At 50.9% G+C, this 25985-nt stretch carries 24 protein-coding genes and 4 tRNA genes; 20 read left to right on the forward strand and 8 right to left on the reverse strand.

What is annotated here, in order from left to right; genetic code table 11:
- Positions 1-183: 183 nt before the first annotated feature.
- Complete coding sequence (sodB, locus tag Q8O77_RS10815) at positions 184-768, reverse strand: superoxide dismutase [Fe] (RefSeq protein WP_305552884.1); 585 nt, start codon at positions 766-768, stop codon at positions 184-186.
- 239 nt (positions 769-1007) lie between these two features.
- Here sodB and Q8O77_RS10820 point away from each other — a divergent pair, with 239 nt between their 5' ends.
- Positions 1008-1349, forward strand: coding sequence for a Grx4 family monothiol glutaredoxin (locus Q8O77_RS10820; RefSeq protein ID WP_305552885.1), 342 nt, complete (start codon positions 1008-1010; stop codon positions 1347-1349).
- Positions 1350-1395: 46 nt separating this feature from the next.
- Here the strand turns inward: Q8O77_RS10820 and rnt are convergent, their stop codons facing one another.
- Positions 1396-2076 carry a ribonuclease T gene (rnt, locus tag Q8O77_RS10825; protein ID WP_305552886.1) on the reverse strand — a complete coding sequence of 227 codons (681 nt, stop codon included), beginning with the start codon at positions 2074-2076 and terminating at the stop codon, positions 1396-1398.
- Positions 2077-2241: 165 nt separating this feature from the next.
- Here rnt and Q8O77_RS10830 point away from each other — a divergent pair, with 165 nt between their 5' ends.
- Positions 2242-3111: an OmpA family protein gene (locus Q8O77_RS10830; protein WP_305552887.1), complete on the forward strand. Its 870-nt coding sequence runs from the start codon at positions 2242-2244 to the stop codon at positions 3109-3111.
- A 32-nt stretch (positions 3112-3143) separates the two neighbouring features.
- Here the strand turns inward: Q8O77_RS10830 and Q8O77_RS10835 are convergent, their stop codons facing one another.
- Both Q8O77_RS10835 and mnmC read right to left on the reverse strand, forming a co-directional pair.
- Positions 3144-3476 (reverse strand): hypothetical protein, encoded by a 333-nt coding sequence (locus Q8O77_RS10835; RefSeq protein WP_305552888.1) that lies wholly within the window; start codon positions 3474-3476, stop codon positions 3144-3146.
- Positions 3477-3613: 137 nt separating this feature from the next.
- Positions 3614-5479, reverse strand: coding sequence for a bifunctional tRNA (5-methylaminomethyl-2-thiouridine)(34)-methyltransferase MnmD/FAD-dependent 5-carboxymethylaminomethyl-2-thiouridine(34) oxidoreductase MnmC (mnmC, locus tag Q8O77_RS10840; RefSeq protein WP_305552889.1), 1866 nt, complete (start codon positions 5477-5479; stop codon positions 3614-3616).
- A gap of 174 nt (positions 5480-5653) precedes the next feature.
- Here mnmC and fabB point away from each other — a divergent pair, with 174 nt between their 5' ends.
- Complete coding sequence (fabB, locus tag Q8O77_RS10845; RefSeq protein ID WP_305552890.1) at positions 5654-6868, forward strand: beta-ketoacyl-ACP synthase I; 1215 nt, start codon at positions 5654-5656, stop codon at positions 6866-6868.
- 56 nt (positions 6869-6924) lie between these two features.
- Here fabB and Q8O77_RS10850 read toward each other — a convergent pair whose 3' ends face one another.
- Positions 6925-7119 carry a PA3496 family putative envelope integrity protein gene (locus tag Q8O77_RS10850; RefSeq protein ID WP_305552891.1) on the reverse strand — a complete coding sequence of 65 codons (195 nt, stop codon included), beginning with the start codon at positions 7117-7119 and terminating at the stop codon, positions 6925-6927.
- Between the two features lie 86 nt (positions 7120-7205).
- Positions 7206-8246 (reverse strand): glutathione synthetase, encoded by a 1041-nt coding sequence (locus Q8O77_RS10855; RefSeq protein WP_305552892.1) that lies wholly within the window; start codon positions 8244-8246, stop codon positions 7206-7208.
- A 192-nt stretch (positions 8247-8438) separates the two neighbouring features.
- Between Q8O77_RS10855 and Q8O77_RS10860 the strand changes: the two genes are divergently transcribed.
- The 8 genes from Q8O77_RS10860 to Q8O77_RS10895 all read left to right on the forward strand — a co-directional run bounded on the left by Q8O77_RS10860 (position 8439) and on the right by Q8O77_RS10895 (position 16240).
- Positions 8439-8993, forward strand: a complete 555-nt coding sequence (locus tag Q8O77_RS10860) for a sigma-70 family RNA polymerase sigma factor (RefSeq protein ID WP_305552893.1) — start codon at positions 8439-8441, stop codon at positions 8991-8993.
- Positions 8990-9670 carry an anti-sigma factor domain-containing protein gene (locus tag Q8O77_RS10865; protein WP_305552894.1) on the forward strand — a complete coding sequence of 227 codons (681 nt, stop codon included), beginning with the start codon at positions 8990-8992 and terminating at the stop codon, positions 9668-9670. Before Q8O77_RS10860 ends, Q8O77_RS10865 begins: the two co-directional genes overlap by 4 nt.
- 136 nt (positions 9671-9806) lie before the next feature.
- A complete protein-coding gene (locus tag Q8O77_RS10870) occupies positions 9807-11387 on the forward strand; it encodes a DUF4331 domain-containing protein (protein ID WP_305552895.1) in 1581 nt (526 codons plus the stop codon).
- A 10-nt stretch (positions 11388-11397) separates the two neighbouring features.
- Complete coding sequence (locus Q8O77_RS10875) at positions 11398-11880, forward strand: Ig-like domain-containing protein (protein ID WP_305552896.1); 483 nt, start codon at positions 11398-11400, stop codon at positions 11878-11880.
- 53 nt (positions 11881-11933) lie between these two features.
- Positions 11934-13007, forward strand: a complete 1074-nt coding sequence (locus tag Q8O77_RS10880; protein WP_305552897.1) for a tetratricopeptide repeat protein — start codon at positions 11934-11936, stop codon at positions 13005-13007.
- The gene (locus Q8O77_RS10885) at positions 13004-13516 is read left to right on the forward strand and encodes a hypothetical protein (protein ID WP_305552898.1); all 513 of its coding nucleotides are present in this window, start codon (positions 13004-13006) and stop codon (positions 13514-13516) included. Before Q8O77_RS10880 ends, Q8O77_RS10885 begins: the two co-directional genes overlap by 4 nt.
- 9 nt (positions 13517-13525) lie before the next feature.
- Positions 13526-15571 (forward strand): TonB-dependent receptor, encoded by a 2046-nt coding sequence (locus Q8O77_RS10890; RefSeq protein ID WP_305552899.1) that lies wholly within the window; start codon positions 13526-13528, stop codon positions 15569-15571.
- A gap of 84 nt (positions 15572-15655) precedes the next feature.
- Positions 15656-16240 (forward strand): glutathione peroxidase, encoded by a 585-nt coding sequence (locus tag Q8O77_RS10895; RefSeq protein ID WP_305552900.1) that lies wholly within the window; start codon positions 15656-15658, stop codon positions 16238-16240.
- Between the two features lie 239 nt (positions 16241-16479).
- On the opposite strand, the gene rnhA is transcribed toward Q8O77_RS10895, so the two are convergent.
- Positions 16480-16956: a ribonuclease HI gene (gene rnhA / locus Q8O77_RS10900; protein WP_305552901.1), complete on the reverse strand. Its 477-nt coding sequence runs from the start codon at positions 16954-16956 to the stop codon at positions 16480-16482.
- A gap of 65 nt (positions 16957-17021) precedes the next feature.
- Between rnhA and dnaQ the strand changes: the two genes are divergently transcribed.
- The 7 genes from dnaQ (at position 17022) to Q8O77_RS10935 (ending at position 22535) form a co-directional block, all read left to right on the forward strand.
- Positions 17022-17723 (forward strand): DNA polymerase III subunit epsilon, encoded by a 702-nt coding sequence (gene dnaQ / locus Q8O77_RS10905; RefSeq protein WP_305552902.1) that lies wholly within the window; start codon positions 17022-17024, stop codon positions 17721-17723.
- Entirely contained in the window at positions 17711-19180 is a 1470-nt protein-coding gene (locus tag Q8O77_RS10910) for a TIGR03503 family protein (protein WP_305552903.1), read from the forward strand. The genes dnaQ and Q8O77_RS10910 overlap by 13 nt, the downstream gene beginning before the upstream one ends.
- Before the next feature lie 108 nt (positions 19181-19288).
- Positions 19289-19365 (forward strand) — tRNA-Asp (locus tag Q8O77_RS10915).
- A 17-nt stretch (positions 19366-19382) separates the two neighbouring features.
- Positions 19383-19459 (forward strand) — tRNA-Asp (locus tag Q8O77_RS10920).
- Positions 19460-19486: 27 nt separating this feature from the next.
- Positions 19487-19563: transfer RNA gene (locus Q8O77_RS10925), tRNA-Asp, on the forward strand.
- A 54-nt stretch (positions 19564-19617) separates the two neighbouring features.
- Positions 19618-19694, forward strand: a tRNA-Asp gene (locus tag Q8O77_RS10930).
- Between the two features lie 396 nt (positions 19695-20090).
- The gene (locus tag Q8O77_RS10935; protein WP_305552904.1) at positions 20091-22535 is read left to right on the forward strand and encodes an EAL domain-containing protein; all 2445 of its coding nucleotides are present in this window, start codon (positions 20091-20093) and stop codon (positions 22533-22535) included.
- Here Q8O77_RS10935 and Q8O77_RS10940 read toward each other — a convergent pair.
- Entirely contained in the window at positions 22516-23208 is a 693-nt protein-coding gene (locus Q8O77_RS10940) for an ABC transporter substrate-binding protein (protein WP_305552905.1), read from the reverse strand. The genes Q8O77_RS10935 and Q8O77_RS10940 overlap by 20 nt on opposite strands.
- Before the next feature lie 319 nt (positions 23209-23527).
- Here Q8O77_RS10940 and Q8O77_RS10945 point away from each other — a divergent pair, with 319 nt between their 5' ends.
- On the forward strand, positions 23528-25432 hold the full coding sequence (locus Q8O77_RS10945; protein WP_305552906.1) for an LTA synthase family protein: 1905 nt from the start codon (positions 23528-23530) through the stop codon (positions 25430-25432).
- 62 nt (positions 25433-25494) lie between these two features.
- Positions 25495-25980 carry a TlpA disulfide reductase family protein gene (locus Q8O77_RS10950; protein ID WP_305552907.1) on the forward strand — a complete coding sequence of 162 codons (486 nt, stop codon included), beginning with the start codon at positions 25495-25497 and terminating at the stop codon, positions 25978-25980.
- Positions 25981-25985 lie beyond the last annotated feature (5 nt).

Raw genomic sequence — 25985 nt, forward strand, 5'->3', positions numbered from 1 at the left:
CTGTTACTCTAAGGTTAGACAGTAAAGCGGATTCCCGCCTGACTAATTGACAGAAAAATCTACAATTTTCTTCAGGCTACGGGCTGCGGCAGAGAAAAGGTTTAGTCAGGCCGAACGGCCAAAATGTAAAGCAGGGTGGACAAAAAACCCGGCATCAGCCGGGTTTTGTGCAGAAAAATAGTGTTACTTCGCGAAGTTCTCGTTGGCAAACTTCCAGTTAACCAGTGCCCAGAATGCATCCAGGTAGGTTGGCCGCGCATTGCGGTAATCGATGTAGTAGGCGTGTTCCCACAAGTCTACTGTCATCACCGGCGTCAGGCTGGTATCAGTCAATGGCGTTGCCGCATTGCTGGTGTTGACAATGTCCAGGCTACCATCGGCTTTTTTCACTAACCAAGTCCAGCTTGAACCAAAGTTATTTACTGCTTTGTCGTTAAAGGCTGTTTTAAAAGCGGCGAAAGAACCCCATTTGGCATTGATGGCGTCAGCTACAGCGCCGGTTGGCTCGCCACCACCGTTTGGTGATAAGCAGTGCCAGTAAAAAGTATGGTTCCATACCTGGGCGGCATTATTAAACACACCACCTTCGGAGCTGCGAACGATCTCTTCCAGTGACTTACCGGCGAAAGGAGTACCTTCAATTAAGCCGTTTAACTTCACTACATAAGTATTGTGGTGTTTGCCGTAGTGGTATTCCAGCGTCTCTGCTGAAATGTGTGGCGCTAAGGCGTCTTTTGCATAAGGTAATGCGGGTAATTCAAAGGCCATTGTCGTTCTCCGTTGGCGTTGTTTATGATGTCTGCATGGCGTAGACTACAAAACCTGACTAAAATACTCAAGTTTTGCAGTGTCTGATTATAAGCTGATCCAGTGTAACGCGCTTTGATGATCAGTTTGGTACGTTGTAACACGGAAGTGGGGTTTTTTTCGTAAATCTCAAGTGCCATAGCGCACAGAACAGCGTAAAATGTCAGCCAATGTAGAAATGCACTTGTTGTGAGGTATTAATGGAAACGCTGGACAAAATAAAACAGCAAATTGCTGAAAACCCTATTCTGTTGTTTATGAAGGGCTCACCGAAATTCCCCAGTTGCGGCTTCTCTGCGCAGGCATCGCAAGCGCTGATAGCCTGTGGCGAACAGTTTGCCTATGTCGATATTTTGCAAAACCCGGATATTCGTGCTGAATTACCCAAGTACGCGAACTGGCCAACCTTCCCGCAGTTGTGGGTTGACGGTGAACTGGTTGGCGGTTGTGATATCGTGCTGGAAATGTTTCAGCGTGGTGAGTTGCAGCCGTTAATTAAAGAATCCGCGGCGAAACACAAAACCGATACTGCGGCAGAATAAACCCTGCTGCAAAAAACAAAGGCCGCTGTTTGCGGCCTTTGTGCTTTTATGCGACAGCGTCAGTGTCATCATCATCAGCAGAACTGTCATCCGGCTGGATATTGGCCATCGGCCAGCCGCCCAACTGTTTCCAGCTATTGACGATATAACAGAAGAGTTCGGCAGTGCGCTCGGTATCGTACAGTGCACTGTGTGCTTCTTTATTGTCAAAGGCTATGCCGGCCGCTTTACAGGCTTTTGCTAACACGGTCTGGCCCACCGCTAATGCGGCCAGGCTGGTGGTATCAAATGAGACAAAAGCATGAAACGGCGAGCGTTTAAAGTTAAGCCGCTCGATAGCCGCATTTAAAAAGCCCTGATCGAAAGCGGCGTTGTGCGCCACTATTACGCTACGCTGACAACCGGCATCTTTTTGCGCTTTGCGTACGGCTTTGCATATTTCGGTAATGGCTTCACGTTCGTGCACGGCGCCGCGTAACGGGTTAAACGGGTCTATGCCGTTAAATGCCAGTGAGCTGGCATCCAGGTTGGCGCCTTCAAACGGCTCAACATGAAAGTGCAGGGTTTTAAGCGGAATTAAATTGCCGTCCTCATCCATATCGAGCAAGGTGGCGGCAATTTCCAGCAAGGCATCAGTTTTAGCATTAAAGCCTGCGGTTTCCACGTCGATAACTACAGGGTAGTAACCACGAAAACGCTGAGCCAGTTGAGAATTGGGTTGTGTCATAACGGCGCCATTTAACAAATCAGTGGCTATTATGCCAAAAAATTAGTGCAGCGTCTTGTTACGGCATAGTGTTTGCTTTAGATATCATCATTTACAGATATCAGCAGTACAGATAAACCCTGAAGGGCACGGCTTGATATGCCTATAGTGGTGGGAAACCGGAAAATGCGAACCTTATTAGCTTTTAGTGTGATCATCTTTAGTTGCAATCTGCTGGCGCAGCCGCAGCTGCGTCAATATTCTGCCGGTATTGAACAGTCGGTATGGCAGTTAAACCGCAATACGCCATTGGAATGTCAGCTACAACATGAAATACCGCATTTTGGCCAGGCGGTATTTCGCAGCGTTGCCGGCAAAGCGCTGAATTTAGATTTTGAACTGCAAATGCTGCGCTTGCCCGACGGCTATGATTTAGCCGAAGTGCTGTCGGTACCGCCGGCATGGCGACCAGGAGAGCCGGCCAAAGCGGTGGCCAGCATGCAACTGCTGAAACAGTACAACGGTGATTTACCGAAGAAAGCCGCCTGGACATTGCTCACCGAGTTAGAGCAGGGCTTTAGCCCGACCTTTTATTTCAGTGACTGGCACAGCCCTTATGACAAGGTGGCGGCTTCGATAAACCCGGTACAATTTTTAAAGCAATATCAGCAGTTTAATCAATGTATTTCTGCGTTGCTGCCATATAGCTTTGACGATATCGCCTTTACGGTTTTAAGTTACGAAACCGGCGGCGACCAGTTAACGCGGGAATCTCAGCGCCGGCTGACACAGATTGCCGAATACTTAAAATACGACCAGGACATCGAATACATCGAAATTCAGGGCTATACCGACAGTTACGGCGGCCGTTGGATGAATGAACAGCTATCGGTAAAGCGGGCAGAGAAGGTAAAAAGCTTTTTTGTTGCAGCAGGGATGAGTGCCGATAAAGTGCAGGTAGAGGGCTTTGGTGAGCGGCGCCATGCAGCGCCGAATGATACTGCACTTGAACGTAAGAAAAACCGCCGCGTAGTGCTGCAAATGACTAAGCCCTGACGGGCTTAGCAAGCTGCTGGTAGTTTGCAGCTTTAGTTCTGCACCATAATATCTACCTGGCGCCAGTCATTCTGGCCGGAGATCAAAATTCTTACCTGATTATTGTTAACGTTAAAGTATAAATGCTGCCGGCCATATAGCGTTTGCTCGTTTGCCGGCTCGCCTAACTGTTGAATATAGTAATCACGTAACTCACTTTCGGTTTGCTGACTGAAAAAGCTCAGTACTGCCGGCATCTTGCTGTCAAGCCGGGAAAATTCCCGTGCATCTGCAGGGATTGGGATCTGGTAAAAATCGTTAGCCTGCAGCGCAGAGCTTAAGCTGCCACAGGTTAAGGCCAGGCATAATAAAACGGCTGAACGCATCATCTTTCCTTTGCTTCAAGAACAATATTTTGGCTTACCTTAGCAAATTTTTTTTGCCTTTGCCCGACATTATATTGTGGGCGCAGTTCAGGCAGAGGCTAAGATCTGGTTTGCTAACAAGTGCATAGCGACCAAAGTTAATAGCGTGATGCACTTATTTTGCCAATAAGCTGCCGGCTTAACGGCGCGGGCTCAGTGCAAAGTTGGCATGCCAGCAGCTCTGCCAGCAATGGTGACAGCATAATGCCGCGGGCTCCCATAGCCCCAAGCACATATAAACCTGGCTGCCCGTCTATGCCTCCTGCCAGCGGCAAATGATCCGGCACCGTAGCCCGAAACGCTGCTGCCGCACTGACTGCCTTGCTGTCAGCAAACCAGTCCGGTTGGTTAAGTTGATCATTAACCAGCTGTAAATTTTCAATATTGTCCTGCTCGCTGACAAAGGCTTCTGTTGCAGTGCGGTCGAAGGTGGCGCCAACACAATGCAGCCCCTGCCAGCCCGGGGTGATGTAGCCCTTATGGCACAATACGGTTTTCAGCGCTGTCATGGCTTTACTTTGCACATGGCTGACCTGGCCGCGGATTTTATTCAGTGGCAGCTTTGCTGTTGGCGCAAATTGCGCCAGCTTGCTGCCACAGGCCAGCACCAGGTTGTTGGCAGTAAGCTGGCCAGCTGTTGTTTGCAACAGCCAGTCGCCGTTGGCATTGGTCGTTATCGCCTTGACGTTACAGTTCAGGCTAAGCCGGAACGAGGCTTGCTGTTGCAGCCAGGCCAGCGCCTGTTGGCAAAACTGCTGCGGGTTTAACCAGCCGGCCAGCGGTAAATAAATGCCGCCGTGTGGCAGTGTTAAACCGGCCAACTCGCTTGCTGTGGCAGCGTCAACGGCCTGCACCAGCTGCTGCGGCCACAAGGCATTATCAATTAACTTTTGCTGGCGCTGTTGCAGCAGTTTATTGCTGGCCAGATGCAATAAGCCGCACCAATCCATAGCAAAATCCAGCCCTTGTGTATGCCAGTACTGATAAAAATGCCGGGCATATAAAAACGCCTGCACATGCAGCTGGCTGTCGTCTGTCAGGTTGGCATGCAGGTTAGGGTACACCGCGCCCTGGCGGTTTTGTGATGCCTGCTGTGCCACGTTACTGTCTTCACAAATCAGGTGTACCGCTATGCCGCGCTGCTGCAGCGCCAGCGCCGTACAAATGGAGGCAATGCCACCGCCGACAAGGGTAACCTGCGTTGGCGCAGGCTGTGGCAGCGCTGTTGGTGTATCAAAACAGGCTGTTAGCATGTCGCGTTTACGGCCAAAACCTTTAATTTTTTTTACGCTGAACCCTGCCTGTTGCAAGCCGCGTTTTACTATGCCTGCAGCAGTAAAGGTAGACACTGTGCTGCCGTGTTGGCTAAGCCTGGCCAGGCCGCTGAACAGCTCGTCCTGCCACATGTCCGGGTTTTTACCTGGCGCAAAGCCATCCAGATAAACAGCATCGACAGTAGCGCTCACCTCAGGCAGCAGGGCATTCACATCGCCCAGCCATAAATCCAGTATCACGCTGCCGTTGTCAAAACTCAGCCGGTGGCAACCGGCAACGGCGGGTGGGTAAGCGGCCAGCAGCAGCTGACACAGCTCCTGCAGATCGGTATGTACCGCCAGCGCGCGGTTTAAATCGGCATGGCTTAGCGGGAATTTCTCAAAGCTGCTGAAATACAAACGTTGGCAAGTCGCACCGCCGGATAACTGCTTGTGCCCGCGAAAACGCAGCCAGGTCAGCAAAAAATTAGCCCCGGTACCAAAGCCGGTTTCAATAATATGAAATGCCGGCTTATTGTGTGTTTGCCAGCGCTGTGGTAAACCGTTTTGCTGTAAAAACACGTAGTCGGTTTCGGCCATGCCGCCGTCTTCGGAAAAATAGATATCGTCAAAGTCAGACGCGACCGGGGCGCCCTGGTCATTAAAGTGTATTTTGGCGTTGCTAATCTGGCTGGTGTTAGGTTGTGACATAACAGGCGGGTCCACCACAAAATTCGGCTTGTAGTTTACCCTAAGCTACCGCAGAATTGAAAACAGAGTACAAGTGTGCGCTGAAAGCTGACCACTTAGTAAAACAAAATACGTACAATGGCGCACAGTATTATTTTAACCTTGCCGGCATCAGACCGGTTGATGGGAGTAAGCATGAAAAGAGCGGTAATCACAGGTATTGGTATTGTTTCCAGTATTGGCAATAACAAAGATGAAGTACTGGCGTCGTTACAGGCGGGCCGTTCCGGTATTACCCGCGCAGAAGAATTTGCGCAAATGGGCCTGCGCTCACAGGTGTGGGGCAACATTAAACTGGAACCGTCAGAGCTGATTGACCGTAAAGCCATGCGTTTCATGGGCGATGCCGCAGCTTACGCCTATATCGCGATGCAAGAAGCGATGCTGGACGCCGGTTTTACTGAAGAGCAAATCTCCAACCCGCGTATTGGCCTGGTAGCCGGCTCCGGCGGTGCTTCATCTAAGGTGCAGGTAGAAGCGGCAGATATTCTGCGCGAAAAAGGCGTAAAGCGGGTGGGTCCTTATGCTGTACCTAAAACCATGTCCAGCACCTGTTCTGCTTGTTTGGCTACACCGTTTAAAATTAAAGGCGTGAATTACTCGATCAGTTCGGCTTGTGCCACCAGTGCGCACTGTATCGGCCATGCGGTAGAGCTGATCCAACTGGGGAAGCAGGACGTGGTCTTTGCCGGTGGCGGCGAAGAAGTGCACTGGACCCTGGCGATGGAATTTGATGCGATGGGCGCGCTGTCGACTAAATATAACGACACCCCTGAGCTGGCATCACGCACCTATGATGCCAACCGTGACGGCTTTGTCATCAGCGGCGGTGGCGGTATGGTGGTGGTAGAAGAGCTGGAGCATGCGCTGGCCCGTGGCGCGACTATTTATGCTGAAGTTGTTGGCTATGGCGCTACGTCAGATGGTTACGATATGGTTGCGCCAAGCGGTGAAGGCGCCATACGTTGTATGCAAATGGCGATGCATGGCGTGACAGCTGAAGTCGATTACGTTAACACTCACGGCACCAGCACACCGGTAGGTGATGTAAAAGAGCTGGGTGCTATTCAGCAAGTGTTTGCCGGTAAGTCGCCGGCCATCAGCGCCACCAAAGCGATGACCGGCCATGCCTTAGGCGCGGCGGGTGTGCATGAAGCCATCTACTCATTGCTGATGATGAAGCACAGCTTTATTGCACCGTCGGTGAATATCGGCGAGCTGGATGAAGCAGCGCAAGGGCTGAATATTGTTACTAAAGCGACACCGGCTGAGCTGAATACCGTGATGTCAAACAGCTTTGGTTTTGGTGGCACTAACGCCACTTTAGTCATGCAGAAATATCGCGGCTAATAACAACCGTTAGCCAACACCGATAAAAAATGGGCGCTTTAAGCGCCCGTTTTGTTTTATGCATCAGTATCGTCCAGCTCCCAATCATCCAGCAACTGGCGCAGACGCTTTTGCTCCAGCAGGTCATCAATGCGACGCCTGGCTTCCAGCTTTTGCCTGGCTTTGCTGTCTTTGGGCGACAACTCTTTGATGATCTCCACGTCGTCTATCGGCTCTTCCAGCTCAAAATCGTTACTCTCTACCTGTGACATAAGCGCACCTCAGATTTTTTCTGCTTATTTACCGGATTTATTGATTCGCCACAGCGAAATATTTTTTTACCGACGATGAAAAGTTTTTAAATAAGCGCTTCGGCTTCGCTCAGCAGCGGCCTGAACGCTTGTTTACGTGGCGACAGCAAGGTTTTGCTATATACCACCTGTTCAATAAAATCGATAACTTTTTCCTGCAGCCGCACGCCGTTTAGGCGGTTTATCCGCGCTATGCCGCCGGGGCTCATCACATTGACTTCAATCAGCTTGCCGTTTATGACGTCGATACCGGCAAAAAATAAGCCGTCACGTGCCAGCCTCGGGCCTATATGGGCGCACAACCGCTTCTCTTGCTCTGTCAGTTGATGTTTAACCACGCTGCCGCCGGCATGCACGTTAGATCGCACATCGTCTGCCGGCGGAATACGCCGCATAGCACCTATAGCTTTACCATTGAGCATTAAAATGCGGATATCGCCCAGCTCTGCGCCTTCTACGTATTCCTGCAAAATAACGTAGTTACCGCGCTCGGTATCGCCGATATAAAAATCCAGCAGCGAGCGGGCGCTTTGTGCGGCAGATTTTTCCAGCAAAATAACGCCTTTGCCACCATAGCCATTCAGCGGTTTTAAGATCATTTTTTCATTTGGTGATTCTGCCAGCACCCGTGCCAGATAATCTTTGTTTTTCGACACATGGGTTACCGGAATAAATTCGTTATCCGGGTCGTGCAGCGACGCGGTGTACATCTTATTATTGGCAATCCGCACACCGTCCAGATCATTCATAATAAAGGTGTCTTCCCGCACCGAATCGAGAAAGTTCAGCACTATCGGATCCAGCGGCGGGTTTAAGCGGATAAAGATGGCATCAAAGGCTGCCAGTGGCAGTTTCTGCTGGTTAAACTGGGCATTGCGGTAAAAGCTGGCAATATTGCTGGAGATTTTCTGGCCTTTAACAAACACTTTGCAAAATGCCTGAGCAATACTGTCACGCACCGTTAAATTGGTGGCATGGGTAATGGCCACGCTGTGGCCGCGGCTTACCGCTTCGTGGATCATACGGATAGTGCTGTCGCCATCCGGTTGCACTTTTTCCCACGGGTACATTAAAAAACAAATGCGCATAAGCTTCTCTGGTTTGCCGTTAACGTTTACCACTTTGCGCTAAGCATACGAGAGCGGCAGAAAAAAGGAAGCGGATGATAGCGGATGCGCAAAAAAACACACGTGAATTTTGCATTATGCTGTTGGGTGACTGCATCTGAACCGTGCCGTGCGTCGTAACTGTCTGCAGGAGTCAACTTAACAGGATTGCAAATGGAACAATCACAACAACAATTGCTGCAATGGTTATATGCCACGGCTCAGGGTAATAAGCAGGCATTTGAACAGTTATATCAGGCCACATCAGGCAAGTTATTCTCTGTCAGCCTGCACTTATTGCGCCGTAATGACTGGGCCGAAGATGTGTTGCAGGATGCTTATGTGCGTATCTGGCACAACGCCGCCGACTACCATGCCGAAAAAGGCAGTGTAATGAGCTGGATGATTAGCATCACCCGCTACCGTGCGCTCGACTTGTTGAAATCACGCCGGGTTAAGGCCGAGCATCTGGATATTTCAGAGCCGGTACATGATCAAAGCAGCGATGAGGTACAACCGGGGGAGGTGATAGGCTTGGTTCGTGAAAAGGTGAAGCTGGATGACTGTATGCAGGGACTGAGTGACGAGCACCGCCAGTCAATCCAGTTGGCTTATTTTAACGGGCTGAGCCATCAGGAAATTACCCAACATACCGGCTCAGCACTGGGAACGGTGAAAAGCTGGATCCGCCGCGGTTTAACCCAACTGAAAAGGTGTCTTGAAGCATGAAGTATCAGGATCAGGAGTTACTTGACGCCCTGGCGGTCGATTTTATTCTTGGCGCCATGAAAGGCGCTGCACGCAAGAGATTTCAACGCCTGATGATGGCCAGCCCGAACGTGCGCCAGACGGTGTGGCGCTGGGAGCAGCATTTAAACCCGCTGGCTGAAAGTTTGCCGGCAACGATGCCCGATAAAGCCGTATGGCAGCGCATTCAGCAGCGTCTGGGCTGGGTTGCGGCTGCACCGCCAACAACGGCACCGGCCAGAACCGGTAAATACTGGCTGGCACTGGCCACGGCCGCATCATTGTTGTTGGCTGTCGTTATGCTGCGACCTTTGCTGCTAAGCCCGTTGCCGCAGGACATTGCGGTTATTCAAACCAGTGACGCTAAAGCATGGTGGTTGGTAAGTAAAGCCAAAAACATGCTGCGGGTTAAGGCCACTTCTGCGGTAACGGATGATATTGCGCATGACTACGAGCTGTGGATGTTACCGGCTGATGGTCAGGCACCGATATCTTTAGGTTTATTGCCACAGCAGGGCGAGCGCGCGCTAAGCTGGCCGGCAGCGGCGAATGGCATTGCGATAGCAGCCCTGGCCGTGAGTCTTGAGCCACCGGGCGGCTCGACTACCGGGGCGCCTACCGGGCCGGTGCTGTTTACTGCCGAAATAGTGACGTTGTAACCAGGCTTCAGAACAACATAAAAAAACCGCTGCGGCGGTTTTTTTTATATTTATTTAACTTTGACTGCACCTGGCTGCATCCAATGCCGCAAGTCAGTCGTTACTGGGTGGCAACTTAACTTAAAGGACGACAACAATGAAACGTACCACAACTTTTCTGGCAGTTACTGCCGCTTTAAGCGCCTTAAGTCTGATTGGCAGCGTGCAGGCATCCAGCCACCGCGAAGCGCCAAACATCACCCGGATGCCAACCCTGGATGCCACCGACTTTTATCTGTTTAACAGTTATGAAGCCGGCCGTGATGATTATGTCACGCTAATTGCCAATTATATTCCGTTGCAGGATGCCTACGGCGGGCCAAATTATTTCGCCATGGACCCACAGGCGGTATATAGCATCCACATTGATAATGATGGCGATGCGATGGCTAACCTCAGCTTTAACTTCCGTTTTAGCAACAGCCTGGTTAACGATGGCGCCGGTGTGCAGTTACCTATTGGCCCGGCAGATAACCAAAAAATGGTGGCGGTGCCACTGAAGAACGTTGGCGGCATTAGTGCTGACAGTTCAGCGGCGCTGAATTTTATCGAGAATTACACGCTGGAGCTGAGCCGCGGTAATGACAGCGCCATGCTGGCTCCGGCAGGCGCAACCAGCTTTACCAAGCCTTACGATTATGTCGGTAACAAAACCTTTGGTGATGCTGCAGCCTATCAGGCTTATGCTAATCAATACCTGTACGAGGTAGCGCTGCCGGGTTGTGATGGGATGGCGCGGGTATTTGCCGGCCAGCGTAAGGACCCTTTTGTGGTGAACCTGGGCGAAACCTTTGACCTGGTAAACTATGTGCCGGTTGAAGGTGACAGCGCGCCCGGCGCCGGCGATGGCGGCGGTTTTCCCGGTGGTATCACCCAAAGCAGTGCCAATGACGATTTAAACGATAAAAACGTCACTGCATTGGCAATAGAGGTACCTAAAGCCTGTATTACCGGCAGCGGTAACGGCGTTATTGGCGCCTGGACCACCGCCAGCTTGCCGCAGGCGCGTATTTTAAATCCCAATGCTAACTTTGCACGGCCAGAGGTTAATGGTGGTGCTTTAGTACAGGTATCGCGTTTAAGTAACCCGCTGGTGAATGAGCTGGTGATTGGTCTGGCCGATAAAGATAAGTTTAACAGCAGTAAACCTGCCGATGACGGCCAGTTTGCCGATTACGTGACGCACCCCAGTTTGCCGGCACTGCTGAATATTCTGTTTAAAGATGCGGTTAATGCGACATTGGGCACCGATATTGAAGATCTGGCGCCATCGAACTTTCCGCGTACTGATTTAGTCGCGGCATTTTTAACCGGCGTAGCCGGTGTTAACCAACTTGCTACGGTGACCCCTGCAGAAATGCTGCGGTTAAACACGGCTATTCCTGCCACACCGGCGGCTATGCAATCGGCGTTTGGTGTTGCCGGTAATGATTTGGCTGGCTTCCCTAATGGCCGCCGCCCAGGCGACGATGTGGTAGACATTGCGCTGCGCGTAGTAATGGGCGCACTGTGCCATGACATACCGGTGGCCGGTGAGCCGACAAACCTGGGTTTCTGTGCACCGGAAGATGCCCCCGTGGGTAATGTCCCCTTTACTGACGGTGCCCCGGTTGATGCCGGCATGTTGGACGCAAGCTTCCCGTATCTGTTAACGCCGCTGGCCGGCTCGCCAAATTAAGGAATTGAGCATGAACAAGTTAACCTTAGTCCTGGCCCTGGCGGCCGCTGCAGTGCTGACAGGATGTAACGATTCTGACAAGCCGAATGTCGCACCACAACTGGGTGGCAACAGCTTTGTCACTGAAACCGATGTCGCGGTAGTGGACCGGCTTAACGCCAGCGATGACAACGGCGACAGCCTGCTGTTCGCGGTTACGGCCCTGCCGCAAAACGGCAGTCTGACTCTGGCAGAAGACGGCAACTTTACCTACACACCGGCAGCGGAGTTTACCGGCAGCGACAGCTTTATGGTCGCTGTGTCGGACGGTGAGTTGACAACCAATGGTGAGGTTACAATTGATGTCGCAGTGGCGGTAGTGTCGTTTTTAACCTATAGCCGGACAGCGTTTAATCAGGACGAGCAGGCGCCTGCATTGCCATTGAACGGCCGTGATTTCACCCAAGATGCGATGAACGAGGCTGATTACGCTGATTTACTCAGCGGTCAGTAACAGGGCTTGCAGCGGAGCCGGATACCGGCTCCGCTCTTTATTTGGGGTGCTTCATGTTTAAGACACTGAGTATTATCTGTGCGCTGTGGTGGTCTGTCGCCGCTGCAAGCGAATTTAAACCCGATGCTTCACAGCAATTGGCGTTAGACAGCGCACTGCCGCTTAGCGCTGAAATGCAGCAGCTGCAGCAAGCTTTGCAGCGTCAGCCGGATGACCATCAGCGGTTACAGCTGGCGCAACTTTATTTATCCGGCGCGCGTCGCCCGGGCTTTGATGACTGGTTTCATCAGGCCGAACAGTTATTAAACCCTGTCGGTGATGATAGCCGCCAAACTCTGCTGTACTTGTTGCTGCTGGCCGACATTCAGCAGCAACAGCACCAGTTTGCTGCTGCACTGCAAACCCTAAGCAGGGTACTGGCGCAGCAACCGCAGCATATTCAGGCCAGTTTAATGACAGCCAGGGTGCATCTGGCAATGCATCAACCGGACAGCGCGCAACAAGCTTGCGGCCGTTTATGGCAACAGGATTTGTTTTTATTCACCGTGTGCAGCTATGAAGTGGCCGGCCGGCGCGGCAACTGGCAGCAAAGTTACGCCGCACTGCAGCAATTGTGGCAGCGCCAGCAAAGCTTGCCGGCAGAGCTCGATATCTGGTTGCGCGGCATCCTGGCCGAACAGGCTGAGCAGCTTGGCCTGATAGCTACAGCGCAGCAATGGTTAACGCCGGTACTGGCTCAAGCGCCCACCAGTTTGTGGCTGAAATGGGCCGATTTAAGCCTGGCGCTTGGGCAGGGCGAACAAGTGTATCAACAACTAACAGCTCTGGCTGCGGATCACGCCCTGGCTGACAGCCTGCTGCTGCGTTTAGCCCGTGCCGAGCTGCAACTGGCAAAAGCACCGGTGTTTACTGAACAGCTGCATCAGCGTATGCAGCTGCGTTTGCTGCGCGGAGATACTGAGCATGCCGCTGATTTGGTGCACTATTTTTTGTATGTTGTGCCTGACTCTGCTGCCGCGCTTTATTGGGCCGAATTAAATTACCAAAGTGCTAAAGAGCCTGACGATAAACGCCTGCTGCAACTAAGTCAGCAAGCGCTGCAGCACACCACAGGAATAAATCAATGAGATACTTGTTAATTATCAGCGTGATAACGGCGTTTATCTGGCCGCTAACTGCACAGGCGCATAAATTCAGCACGGCTTATATGGATGTCACTGAGCAACAGGGGCAACCGGCTTTGCTCTGGAAAGTGGCGTTACACGATTTAGCACAGGCCGGTCTTATTCAGGCTAAAGACAGCCATCAGGTACGTTGGCAGCAAGTGTTGGATAGTGAGCCTCAGCTACAAGACTATATCAGACAGCGGCTGAGTTTCAGCAGTGCTGCCGGGGCCTGCGATATCAATACCGCAGCTGCTGACTGGTTAGTGCAGCGTGTGCAACAGGATACGTTTTTGCTGTTACCGCTACAGGTACGCTGTGATAGCATTGAGCGCTGGCAGCTAAGCTACACTGCGCTGTTTGACAGCCAGCATAGCCATAAGTTGTTGCTGTCATGGCAACTGCCGCCAGATAAGGCCAACGCCGTATTATCGCCAACAAGCCCGCTTTATCCGGCACTGCTCACACATTAAGGAACACGTATGGCTGTTTATCGTTATCTTACTGTTTGTACAGCAGTATTACTTGCTCCGGTGCAACTTGTAGCTGACCCTTTATCGGCGCATATACTGGAACAAATCAGTGTCAAAGGCCGGCAAACCGATTTGTTGGGCTTAGCCAGTTCAGCCTCAGAAGGCGTGGTGGGCAATACCGAAATTGCCGACCGGCCACTACTGCGCGGTGGCGAGATCCTCGAGTTTATTCCCGGCATGGTGGTTACCCAGCATAGCGGCAGCGGCAAGGCTAATCAGTATTTCCTGCGTGGGTTTAATCTTGACCACGGCACTGATTTTGCCAGCTATGTGGATGGCATGCCGGTAAATATGCGTAGCCACGGCCACGGCCAGGGTTACACTGATTTGAGTTTTTTAATGCCCGAGCTGGTATCGCAAATTGATTACCAAAAAGGCGCTTATCATGCCAACAGTGGTGATTTTTCTGCCGCCGGTGTGGCACGTTTTGGTATACAAAACCGTAGCCGCAACGCGGCCGAATTAACCTTCGGTATGAATAACTATCAACGCTTACTGGTAAAAGGCAATGTAAAGCAGGGTAAGGCCAATCTGCTGCTGGCCGGTGAGCTGCAGCAATACGACGGCCCCTGGACAGATATTGCCGAAGATGTTGATAAACTAAACCTGCTGGCGCGTTACAGCAAACCGCTGGGCAGCGGCCAGTTTGCGGTAACCTTTATGGCATACGATAACAGCTGGAACGCCGCTGATCAGATCCCGCAGCGTGCCGTCAGCCAGGGGCTGATCGATGCCTTTGGTTCGCTTGATACCAGTGTTGGTGGCAAAAGCAGCCGCAACAGTGTTTCAGCCAGTTGGTACAGCGACGCCTGGCAATGGAATGCTTATGCCATACAAACTGAACTGGATTTATGGTCCAATTTTACCTACTTCTTAAACGACCCGCTAAAGGGAGATCAATTTGAACAGGTCGACGAGCGCTGGATATATGGTGGTGAGCTTAGCCGGCACTGGCACCATCAGCTGGGTGAGTTTGCCGTTGAGCATATGGTGGGCGTACAGTTACGCTACGACGATATTGGCGAAGTGGGCCTGTATAACACCCGGCAGCGCCAGCGTTTAAGCACAGTGCGCCAGGATGCGGTACAACAAGGCTCAGCAGCGCTGTTTAGCCAAAGTACAATGCAACTTAACAGTGATTGGAACGCCCATTTGGGGCTGCGCTACGACTATTTCAGCGTGGATATTAACAGTGATCTGGCGGCAAACAGTGGCGGGGCAACCGACGGTATTGCTTCATTAAAAGCCGGCTTGAGTTATCAGTTTGCCGCTAATTGGCAGGCGTATTTTAATGCCGGCCAGGGTTTCCATTCTAATGATGCCCGTGGTGCCACTACCGTTATTGATCCGCAAAGCGGTGACAGCGTGGCGCCGGTTGATTTGCTGGTACGCAGTAACGGTGCTGAGCTTGGTCTGCGGTTTTTTGACTATACAGCGTTTAATATCTCGGCTGCGCTGTGGTATCTGAATATGGACTCTGAATTGTTGTATGTTGGAGATGCCGGCACTAATGAGCCAAGCCGCGCGTCCAAACGCTATGGTGTTGAAGTCGCAGCTTATTATTGGTTTAACAGTAACTGGAGCCTTGATACTGAACTGGCATTAACACGCTCGCGTTTTACCGGGGCGGTAGCAGACGAGGGTAACTACATTGATGGTGCTTTGCCTTTGGTGCTTAGCATGGGGCTGATTTATAAAGCCGATAACCCGTGGCAGCTTAGTTTACGTTTACGCCATTTTGGTAAACGTACCTTAGATAGCTTTAACCAGCAGCGCTCAGCCGCAACCACTACAGTGAATGCCGGTTACCGCTATGAATGGCTGCGCTGGCAGCTGGCGCTGGAGTTACTGAATATCTTTGACAGTAACAACAGCGATATTGATTATTTTTACGCCTCGCGTTTACCTGGTGAGCCGGCTGAAGGTATCGAAGACAGGCACACGCATCCGCTGGAGCCGCGCACCGCCAGATTGAAACTGGCCTACCGGTTTTAGCAACGGCCGCTGGCGTACAGATCGGCTTAGGCTTATGCTACGTATTAGCCGACTGCAACATCTGCAGCCTTACAGGAGATAAATATGAAAACCTTATTAAGCGCGGCCACTCTGGTAGCCGGTTTACTGGCTATGCCGGCAATTGCTAACCAGTGTGGTGAAATTCTCGGCCATTCTATGCAGCAGTTAAACACGCGTGAGAGCGTAGATTTATGCGACAGCTACAAAGGCAAAACCCTGCTGGTGGTGAATACTGCCAGTAAGTGTGGCTTTACCAAGCAGTTCGAAGGCCTTGAAGCGCTGCACCAGAAGTATCAGGATAAAGGTTTAGTGATTCTGGGTTTCCCGTCAGACAGTTTTATGCAGGAATATGATGACGCAGAGAAAACCGCTGAAGTGTGTTACTTAACTTATGGCGTTAAATTCCCGATGTTTGCCAGCTCCAAAGTAAAAGGCGATGACGCTAATCCGGTATTTAAAGCCTTAATTGCCAAAACCGGCGAGTCACCAAGCTGGAACTTTAATAAATATCTGGTAAGCAGCGATGAGCAAACGGTAAAACATTTTGGCAGCCGCACCGCGCCGGACGATAAAGCTTTTATCGCCGAGCTGGAAAAAATGCTCTCAGCAAATGCTGCTGCAGAAGCTAGTGTAAAAACCGGCGAGTAAGGTGTAGGTCAACTGCTTAAGCGGGTGTAAAAGCTATAGACTAATTAATTTGCCTATCCAGTCAACTGCGGCTGGAACCTCGATTTGGTCATCACAGAGTGTCTGAGCGAACGCGCAAGCGGTAGCGAGTTGCTGTGATGAGCCAAGGCGAGTGTTGCAGCGCAAGCAGTTGACGGTAGGTCTTATCGGCAATGCATGCAGCTGACTGCAGTTTTCAGCGCAAGCAGTTGACGATTTGATTAAGTTTTAGTGCTCATTTCAAACGCGGCATCCACAGTAGTGGGTTTTGCCTCAGCCGCACTGCGGGCTAATACATCACAACGCTCGTTCTCCGGGTGGCCGGCATGCCCCTTTACCCAGTGCCATGCCACTTTATGTGTTGACGCGGCGGTATCAAGCCGCTGCCATAAATCCTGATTTTTCACCGGCTGCTTCTGGCTGGTTTTCCAGTTATTACGTTTCCAGCCAGCCAGCCATTGCGTAATGCCTAAACGCACATATTGGCTGTCGGTGGTTAAGTCTACGTCGCAACTGTCTTTTAAGCTTTCCAGCGCAATAATGGCCGCCAGCAACTCCATACGGTTATTGGTGGTTAAGCGATAACCGCCGCTTAGCTCTTTGCGGTGCTGTTTATAGATCAGCACAGCACCATAGCCGCCCGGGCCCGGGTTACCCAGGCAGGAGCCGTCGGTATAGATCGCAACTGTTTTGCGCATAAAGCCTTTCCTCAAACCAAAACGGCGTATAATCTAACCCAAATGCAGTAAAAAACGAAACCGCCATGGCTAAAAGACAAATTATTCTCGACACCGAAACCACGGGTCTTAACCCCAGAGATGGCCACCGTATTATTGAAATAGGCTGTGTAGAGCTGATAAACCGGCGCTTCACCGGCAATAATTTCCATGTTTACATTAACCCGGAACGGATTATTGACGCTGAAGCCGTTGCCGTACACGGTATTACTAACGAGCGGTTAAAACACGAGCCAAAATTTCGTGATATCGCTAAAAGCTTTTACGACTATATTCACGGCGCCGAGTTGGTGATCCATAACGCTGCGTTTGACGTCGGCTTTATTAACCATGAATTTGCCCTGCTGCATCCGCAGCTGCCGCCGGTTGGCGACTATTGTGCCATCCTCGATACCTTATTGATGGCGCGGGAAATGCATCCCGGGCAGAAGAATAACCTGGATGCGTTATGCCGCCGCTACGATATCAATAATAGCCACCGTACGCTGCACGGCGCTTTACTGGATGCTGAGATTTTAGCGGATGTGTATCTGCTGATGACCGGCGGCCAGGTGAGTTTAAACCTGGCAAACGAGCAAGACGGCAATAATACCGGCGACGGTCCGATAGCCATACAGCGTAATGGCCGCTTAAAGGTGATCCGCGCTTCGGATGAAGAGTTGGTTGCGCACGAAAGCCGGCTGGATCTGGTGCAGAAAAAAGGAGGCAGTTGCCTGTGGCGAAACTGATAAGTTGGTTAGTGGTATTGTTATTCAGCAGCAACTTGCTGGCGCAACAGACTGATACCGGGCAAGCCGGCACTGAACAGACAACAACAGCACAGACAGCTACTGAACATGCAGAGCAACAACCGCTGCTGCACAACGGCTTTGAGCTGCTCAGTGACTTACCAACTAAAAACCAGATCCCACTGTTTGAAAACCGCTTTCGTATTGACGAGCACGTAGAGGAAATTACCCTGCTGCTGTTTCGCCGGCGCGGCTCGGCCTCGGCAGTACTGGTGCAGCCGGATGGCAGCAAGCTGCACTTTAATACGGCAGAGCAAAACAAAATACGTTGGCACGACGCCAGCAGCTACGACTTGATAGAGATTAAGAATCCGATGCCCGGGCCCTGGCAGGCGATAGGCAGGTTACTACCGGAAAGCCGCATTATGGTATTAACCGACATTAAACTGGATGTCGATCCGCTGCCGGCGAATTTAATGGTTGGCGAAACAGTGAAAGTAACAGCGAGGCTGACTAACGGCAATGAGCCGATGAATGCGCGGGACTTTCGCGAAGTGCTGATGCTGGAAGTGATTTTTGTCAGTACCAATAACGCCAATTACGATAACTTTGGCCGTGGCGTGGTACAGGTGGCACAATTTCGTGACGACGGCAAAGGCTATGACGAGCGGGCCCGCGACGGCGTATTTACCGGCGAGTTTCAGCTGCGGTTTGTCTCCGGCGAATGGATCCCGAAGTATATAGTGCGCACACCGTTGTATACCCGTGAAGTGGAACAGCCGCCGGTTGTATTGCAAGCCGCACCTATCGTAGCCGATATTATCGCCGCACCGGCGCTGCCGGATGGACAGCCTGCAGATCAGGGTAAACCGCACCAGGTGCTGTTTCGCATTACAGATGACAGCATTGATAAAGCCACAGTGCTACTGCAGGGCCGGGTACGTTACCCTAATGGTGAGGTAGACGAGTTTGCCTTGAATGAACCTGGTTTAACGGCGCGTGAAGTAATGCTGCATAATCGCGGCCACGGCAGTTATATTTTGGAAGTGCAGGCCTTTGGTGCCATGCAGGATGGCCGCCAATTTATGCTGAGTTTACCGGAAACCAGTTTTGTGGTGAAAATGCCGGTGTTTGAAGCGCCGGTGCTTGACGAATTACCACAGAGTATTAAAGACGAAATTGCTGCCGAGCAGGCAGAACCTGAGCCGGAATTCCCCTGGGGTTTGGTGATAGGCGCTAATTTGCTGATTTTATGTGGCGGTGGCCTGGCCATTTGGATTGTGATAACAGATCGGAAATGGGCCGATTTACTGTTCTGGCGGAAAAAGCCGGTTGCCGCAGAGCCAGAGCCGGCAAAAAGTGAAACTCAGCAGGCTGCAACAGCGAAAAACAACGCTAATGCACAAAAAAACAACGATATGGATGACATTCTCGATCTGACCTTGCCGGATGATTAAGGATTAGGCAAAAGCGGCAAAAAAGGTGTTGACGGCCTATCGGCTAATCCGTATCATTCCCGCCGCACTGCAGGATACCCAAACGAAATTCTGCAGGGCAATTGGTGCGGAGCGGTAGTTCAGTCGGTTAGAATACCGGCCTGTCACGCCGGGGGTCGCGGGTTCGAGTCCCGTCCGCTCCGCCAATTTTTCGATACACACCGGAGCGGTAGTTCAGTCGGTTAGAATACCGGCCTGTCACGCCGGGGGTCGCGGGTTCGAGTCCCGTCCGCTCCGCCACTGTGTCGAAAATATGCTTCCTGATCCGGAGCGGTAGTTCAGTCGGTTAGAATACCGGCCTGTCACGCCGGGGGTCGCGGGTTCGAGTCCCGTCCGCTCCGCCACTTCAGTAAGTTGCCGTAAGGTAAAGCCATAAGAGCGCAAGCTCACTCCAGCGCGGAGCGGTAGTTCAGTCGGTTAGAATACCGGCCTGTCACGCCGGGGGTCGCGGGTTCGAGTCCCGTCCGCTCCGCCATTTTACTTCCTTAGTTTTTTGTCAGCACAGCTCGGTAGTTCAGTCGGTTGCTTTCTGTTACGAGTTTAGCCGGCCTGGCACGCCACCAGCCAGAGTGTTCGCGGGTTCGAGTCCCGTCCGCTCCGCCATTTTATTTCCTTAATTTTTGTCAGCACTGAACGGTAGTTCAGTCGGTTGCTCTCTGTTACGAGCTTAGCCGGCCTGTCACACCACATTGTCCAAAATTCCTGATATTTTACTTTTATTCCTGTAATAACTACTACAACGTCGTGTCATGCGACTGTCTGTATGGAAAAAAGAAAAAAATACTTCTACAGTGTGTCAAACATATCAATAAATCACAGTTTTAATTAGCGATTTATTATATTTGCCGGTAACAACAGGGTTACGCACAGTATGGATACATTTGAGCTTAGTCAGTTGCAGGATGCCATAGTGCACTGTGCGGTTGATGCCATTATTGTTATTGATCAGCAAGGCCTGATTTGTTTCTTTTCACCCTCGGCAGAAAAGCTGTTTGGTTATGCTTCGACAGACTGTGTTGGCCGGAATATAAGTATGTTAATGCCTGAGCCGTTTCATAGTGAACATGATGGTTATCTGGCCAATTATGTTAAGCACGGCATGGACGCTAAAATTATTGGCTCAGGCCGTGATGTGCAGGGTAAGCGCAAAGATAACAGCGTTTTTCCAATGCATTTATCGGTTGGAGAAGCCACTGCCGGCAACAAGCGTTATTTTGTCGGCATCTGTCATGATTTAACTGCGTATCAGGCCAGTGTTAAAGCCCACCTTAGTTTACGCTCGATGCAGGATGCACTGCTGGAAGCCGCGGTAGACGGTATTATTTCCATTGATGAGTGGGGCATTGTGCAAACCTTTAACCGCGGTGCCGAGCTGTTGTTTGGTTATAACAAACAAGAGGTGATCGGCGAGAACGTCAGCATGCTGATGACATCGACGCATGCTACGCAGCATGACGGCTATCTGAATAATTATAAAAAGGGTGGTAAGGCGCAAATTATCGGCATTGGCCGTGATGTTCAGGCGCGTCGTAAAGACGGCAGCGTGTTTCCAATGCATTTATCGGTGGGTGAGTCGCACACTGAACAAGGCCGTCTGTTTGTTGGTGTCTGTCATGATTTATCCGAATTTAAAGCCGTGTTACAACGGCTTATTTCAGCAGAGCAACGCTATCGCGATATTGTGCAGAACCAGAAAGAGTTTATTTGCCGGTTAAGTAAAAACTCACGGCTTACCTTTGTAAATAATGCTTTTTGCCGCCAGTTAAACCAGCAGCTATTTCAGATGCTGGGCATTTCTATCTTCGAGTTTATTCACGCTGATGAGCGTCACGGTGTTGAGGCACTGCTGGCGCAGTTACGTCAGGCCGGTGGAGGGCAAACTATTTCATTGTCGGTGCGTATGTTGGGGCCGGATAAAGCGGTGCACTGGGTAGATTGGACCTTTAGCAGCCTGGCCGGTACTGCAGACTCCGCGGATGAAATTCAGGGCGTGGGTATTGATATTACCGAGCAGGTTAAAGCGAAAAATCATGCTAAGTTTCTTACCAACTTTGATGCGTTAACCGGTCTGGTGAATAAAGAGGGTTTGCTGGAGCAGTTCGGCCGGCGCTCAGAGCCTGACCTGGCGCTGGCGGTGCTGTTTATTGATTGCCACCGGTTTCGGCTTATTAATGAAAAATATGGCTACGAGTTTGGCGATCTGATGCTGATAGAAGCTGCGCACCGGTTACAAAGTTTATTGCCGCAGGACGCGGTGGCATGCCGGCCCGGTGCAGATGATTTTATTGTGTTATTACCGTTGCTTAACCGGATTGATTTACTGCCTTTTGCTTATCAACTTATTGAAAATTGTACTGAGCCGTACTGGCTGGCGCAGGAGAAAATTTCACCGTCAATGTGTGTGGGTATCAGTGTCTACCCGGACGACTCGGCTGATCTGGCGGTATTGATCCAGCAAGCCGAGTCTGCGATGTTTGAAGCTAAGCAGCAGGCGTTACCGCTGCGTTTGTATCATGCCGATATTCACAATGCGCTGACAAGGCGGCTGGAGATTGAGCAGGGCTTACGCCGGGCCATAGAGCAAGACTTGCTTAGCGTAGTGCTGCAACCTAAGTATCATTTGCTCAGCGGCCGGCTTATTGGCTATGAGGCCCTGCTGCGTTGGCATGATGCGGTATTGGGTACGGTAGCGCCGGACAAGTTTGTGCCGATAGCAGAGGCGGTTAACCTGGGTAAAAAGCTCGATTGTTGGGTGTTGAAAACGGTGCTGCAGCAAATTAAATTATGGTGCCAAAGCGGCTTACAACCACAACCGGTGGCGGTAAACATTACCGCTAAACACTTTTCTGATCCCGGGTTGTACAGTTTTATCACTAGCTGGCTAAAACAATTGGAATTGCCACCGCAGTGTCTGCAACTGGAAATTACCGAAGGTGTGGCAATGGATAATTCGCTCACTATTTTAGAAAACCTGACCGCGTTTCGCAGTGCAGGTATTAAAATAGCCATTGATGATTTTGGTACCGGCTATTCGTCGTTATCTTATCTGACGTCTTTACCGATTGATTTTATAAAGATAGACAGAGCCTTTGTACAAGCATTGGATAAAGGTCATAACCTGAGTTTGGTCAAAGCCATGTTGGCGATGGCGCAGGCAATTGAAGTGGCTGTTATTGCCGAGGGCATAGAAACGGCAGAGCAACAGGCGTTACTGGCAGAGCTGGGTTGTGAATTTGGCCAGGGCTATTTTTATGCTAAACCGGCCGGCTTCAGCCATATTGAACAGCAATTAACTGTTACTGTGCAAAGTAACTGAGCTGCTCGCTGTTTGCATGCTGTGTCAGTTTTTCGCTGATATAAGTTTTGTGCGCTGATTGCTCTGACACGACAAAATAAGCGTCTATGTGCTCCAGCAACTGGCATTGATAATGCGCGGCAAATGGCAAGCCGTGCTGCTGCAGGTAGTGGTTAAACGGCGCTTCATAAGTTAGCAGTGCGCTGCTGCGGCCTTTAATAAACATTTCTACCGCACTGATACTGTCCGGCAAATCAATAAAACTGTAACCTTTGGCGGCCAGCAACTGGCGTTGGCCGTGGTAATCAAAGCCGCGAATGGCGGCAATAGTCGGATGTTTTTCCCGCGCCACGGCGGCGCCGTGCGTAAGTAATACCAAAGATAATTGCGTATAAGGCGGCGCAATAAAGCTGACATTTTCCGGCAACGCTTTGGTATGTTTAATATTAATGGTCAGGTCAACTTCGCCGCTTTCGAGCATTTTGTATAACCGGGCCGGGGTGGCACATACGGTGGTCAGCTTAATGTTGTCGTGTTGTAAAATGCTGCGTGTTAATTCAACGGCCTCACCGGCGCAGTTATCGCTGTTCTGCATAACAAAGTACGGTGGGAAATTATGCACCCCAAGGCGTATTTCATTGCCGGCGCCCGCCGGAGAATTCAGAGACAACAGCAGAAGCAGTAATACACGCATAATCAGCCTTCGGTAGAGTACTCTCACATACTAACGTAAAGTGTTCTGTTAACAATGCACAGGTGCTGAATTATATTACTGGTCGGAGTTTTGCATTTTTCCGGCTCATTGAGTGACAGACAGAATATCTGCGGCAGCTGACAACTGGTTCCGGGCCCTCCCCGGCATGAATAAGTGATGCTTTATAGTAATTTGCTCAGCCTAAGCTTCGCTTAAGGTTTATCCAATAGCATGCCTCAAAAATCTTTAAGGATATTGTTGCATGCGAATAACGCCGTTTTTCGTCAGATTTTTTGGCCCTTATCTGCAGTATGCAGTTATGCTGTGGCTAATGTTATTGCTGTTGTCAGTGAGCCGCATCGGGCTATTTTTCTGGCAGTTTGATCGTGTTAGCACTGCTGGCGATATCGGTTATATGCTGTTGCAAGGAGTCAGAGCCGATCTGATTTTTGCCGGTTTATGGTTGATTATTCCGCTGCTGTTGGCGCCAGTGCTGGCAGGTAAAAAGCGCTTTACCTTGTGGCGCCGCTTTAGTCATTTCTGGGTGTTGCTCGGGCTGTGTCTGGCCATTTTTATTGAGGTTTCCACGCCGCAGTTTATTTTGCAATACGATATCAGGCCGAACCGGCTTTACGTTGAATACTTAAAATACCCTAAAGAAGTGTTCAGCACCTTGTGGCAGGGCTATCGCGCTATGTTGCTCGGTGGTGTCGCGACTACAGTCGTGCTGCTATGGGGCTTACATCGTGTGTTTAACCGTGTAACGGCGGCCACACAGCCATATGCAGATAAAACCTTGTGGTTAACCTGGCCGCTGGTAGTGGTACTGATATTCGCAGCTGTACGCTCGACCACTGAGCATCGGCCGGCAAATCCTGCCATGTTCGCTATTACCAGTGATGCGTTGGTGAACTCGCTAATTATTAACTCGCCATACTCAGTGTTGTATGCGCTGTACAGTATGCGCCATGAAGCGCGTTCCGGTGAAATATACGGCAAGCTGCCGGACGCTGAAATGTTTAAACTTGCCTTGGACTGGCCCTGGCTAAAACAGGCTGTATTTAATGATGCAACTATTCCCACTCTGCATCATCAGCAGGCTACTGTAACCAGAACAAAGCCGCTGAATCTGGTGATTATTTTACAGGAAAGTCTGGGCGCTACTTTTGTTGAGTCTCTCGGCGGTGTGCCGGTTACCCCGGAACTGGAAAAGCTCAAACACGACGGCTGGTGGTTTGAGCAAATGTATGCCACCGGTACCCGCTCGGTGCGCGGTATTGAGGCGGTGGTATCCGGTTTTATGCCAACACCGGCGCAAAGCACGGTTAAGCTATCCTTGTCGCAGCAGAACTTCTATACACTGGGTAGCACGCTAACGCAGTTGGGCTACAACACCAGCTTTATTTACGGTGGCGAAGCGCATTTTGACAATATGCGCAGTTTTTTTACCGGCAACGGTATAAAGCAAGTGATAGACCAGGCACAAATGCCAGACCCGGTGTTTGTTGGTAGCTGGGGCGCCAGTGATGAGGATTTATTTAACGCCACAGCCAAACATCTGGCTGATATGCACCAGCAGCAAAAGCCGTTTTTCAGTTTGGTATTTACCTCCTCTAACCATACCCCGTTTGAGTTTCCTGATGGCCGCATCAGCTTATATGAAGAGCCCAAAGCCACGATGAATAATGCGGTGAAATATGCCGATTATGCCTTGGGTAAATTTATTGCCGAAGCGCGCCGGCAACCGTACTGGCAGGACACACTGTTTTTAATAGTCGCAGATCATGACAACCGGGTATATGGCAATAATTTAGTGCCGGTAGAGAAATTTCATATCCCGGCGTTGATTGTCGGCGCTGATCTTGAGCCCAGGCGCATCACCCCGGTTGCCAGCCAGATTGATTTGGCGCCAACGCTGTTATCGTTGATGGGCATCAGCAGCAGTACGCCGTTAACCGGTCGTGATTTCAGCCGTGATGCTACCAGCCCCGGCAGGGCGCTAATGCAATTCGATCAGTATTTTGCGCTGCTTGAGGAGCAGCAGGTCACCATTTTGCGGCCCGGGCAAACACCGGTCAGTGCGCACTATAACTCACAGCTTAAACAGCTGCAGTTATCCGCGCAGGTTCCCTCAGCACCGCAGGTTAAACGCGCGCTGGCACAGGTGCTGTTGCCATCTTATCTGTATCGGCAGCAACAATATCATCTGCCCGGACAACCTTAGTAAGGCTTAAGGTTTGCTTAAGGTTTGCCGGTTAGCCTGAGCCTGAATGTATTGGAGGTGGTATGCAATTCAGAGTGATAACGGCAGCGCTGCTGGGATGTTTGCTTGGCAGCGGCATTGTTAGCAGTAAAGCCCTGGCCATTGAGCTTAGCGAGTTAGACGGCAGCCCGGTCAGCAGTATGCAGCAGCTAAATGGCAAGGTGATACTGGTTGATTTTTGGGCCTCGTGGTGTGTGCCATGTCGCAAGTCTTTTCCCTGGTTAAATGCGATGCAGCAGCGACATGGCGCAGAGGGCTTGCTGGTACTGGCAGTCAATGAGGACAACGAGCGCAGTGATGCCAGGCGGTTTTTACAACAGATACCGGCGCAGTTTGCCGTGTTGTACGACGAGGCCGGCGCGCTGGCACAGCAATACCGGCTGATGGGCATGCCCAGCAGTTTTCTGATCGATAAAAAAGGCCAAATCCGTTATCGCCATATTGGTTTTAAACAAGCCGATATCGCCGGCTATGAAACACAGATCCGCCAGTTATTGGCTGAGGAGTAAGCGCA

Origin of the sequence: Rheinheimera sp. (assembly GCF_030690345.1) — a bacterium.
In the GTDB taxonomy this organism is placed as follows: Bacteria; Pseudomonadota; Gammaproteobacteria; order Enterobacterales; family Alteromonadaceae; genus Alishewanella.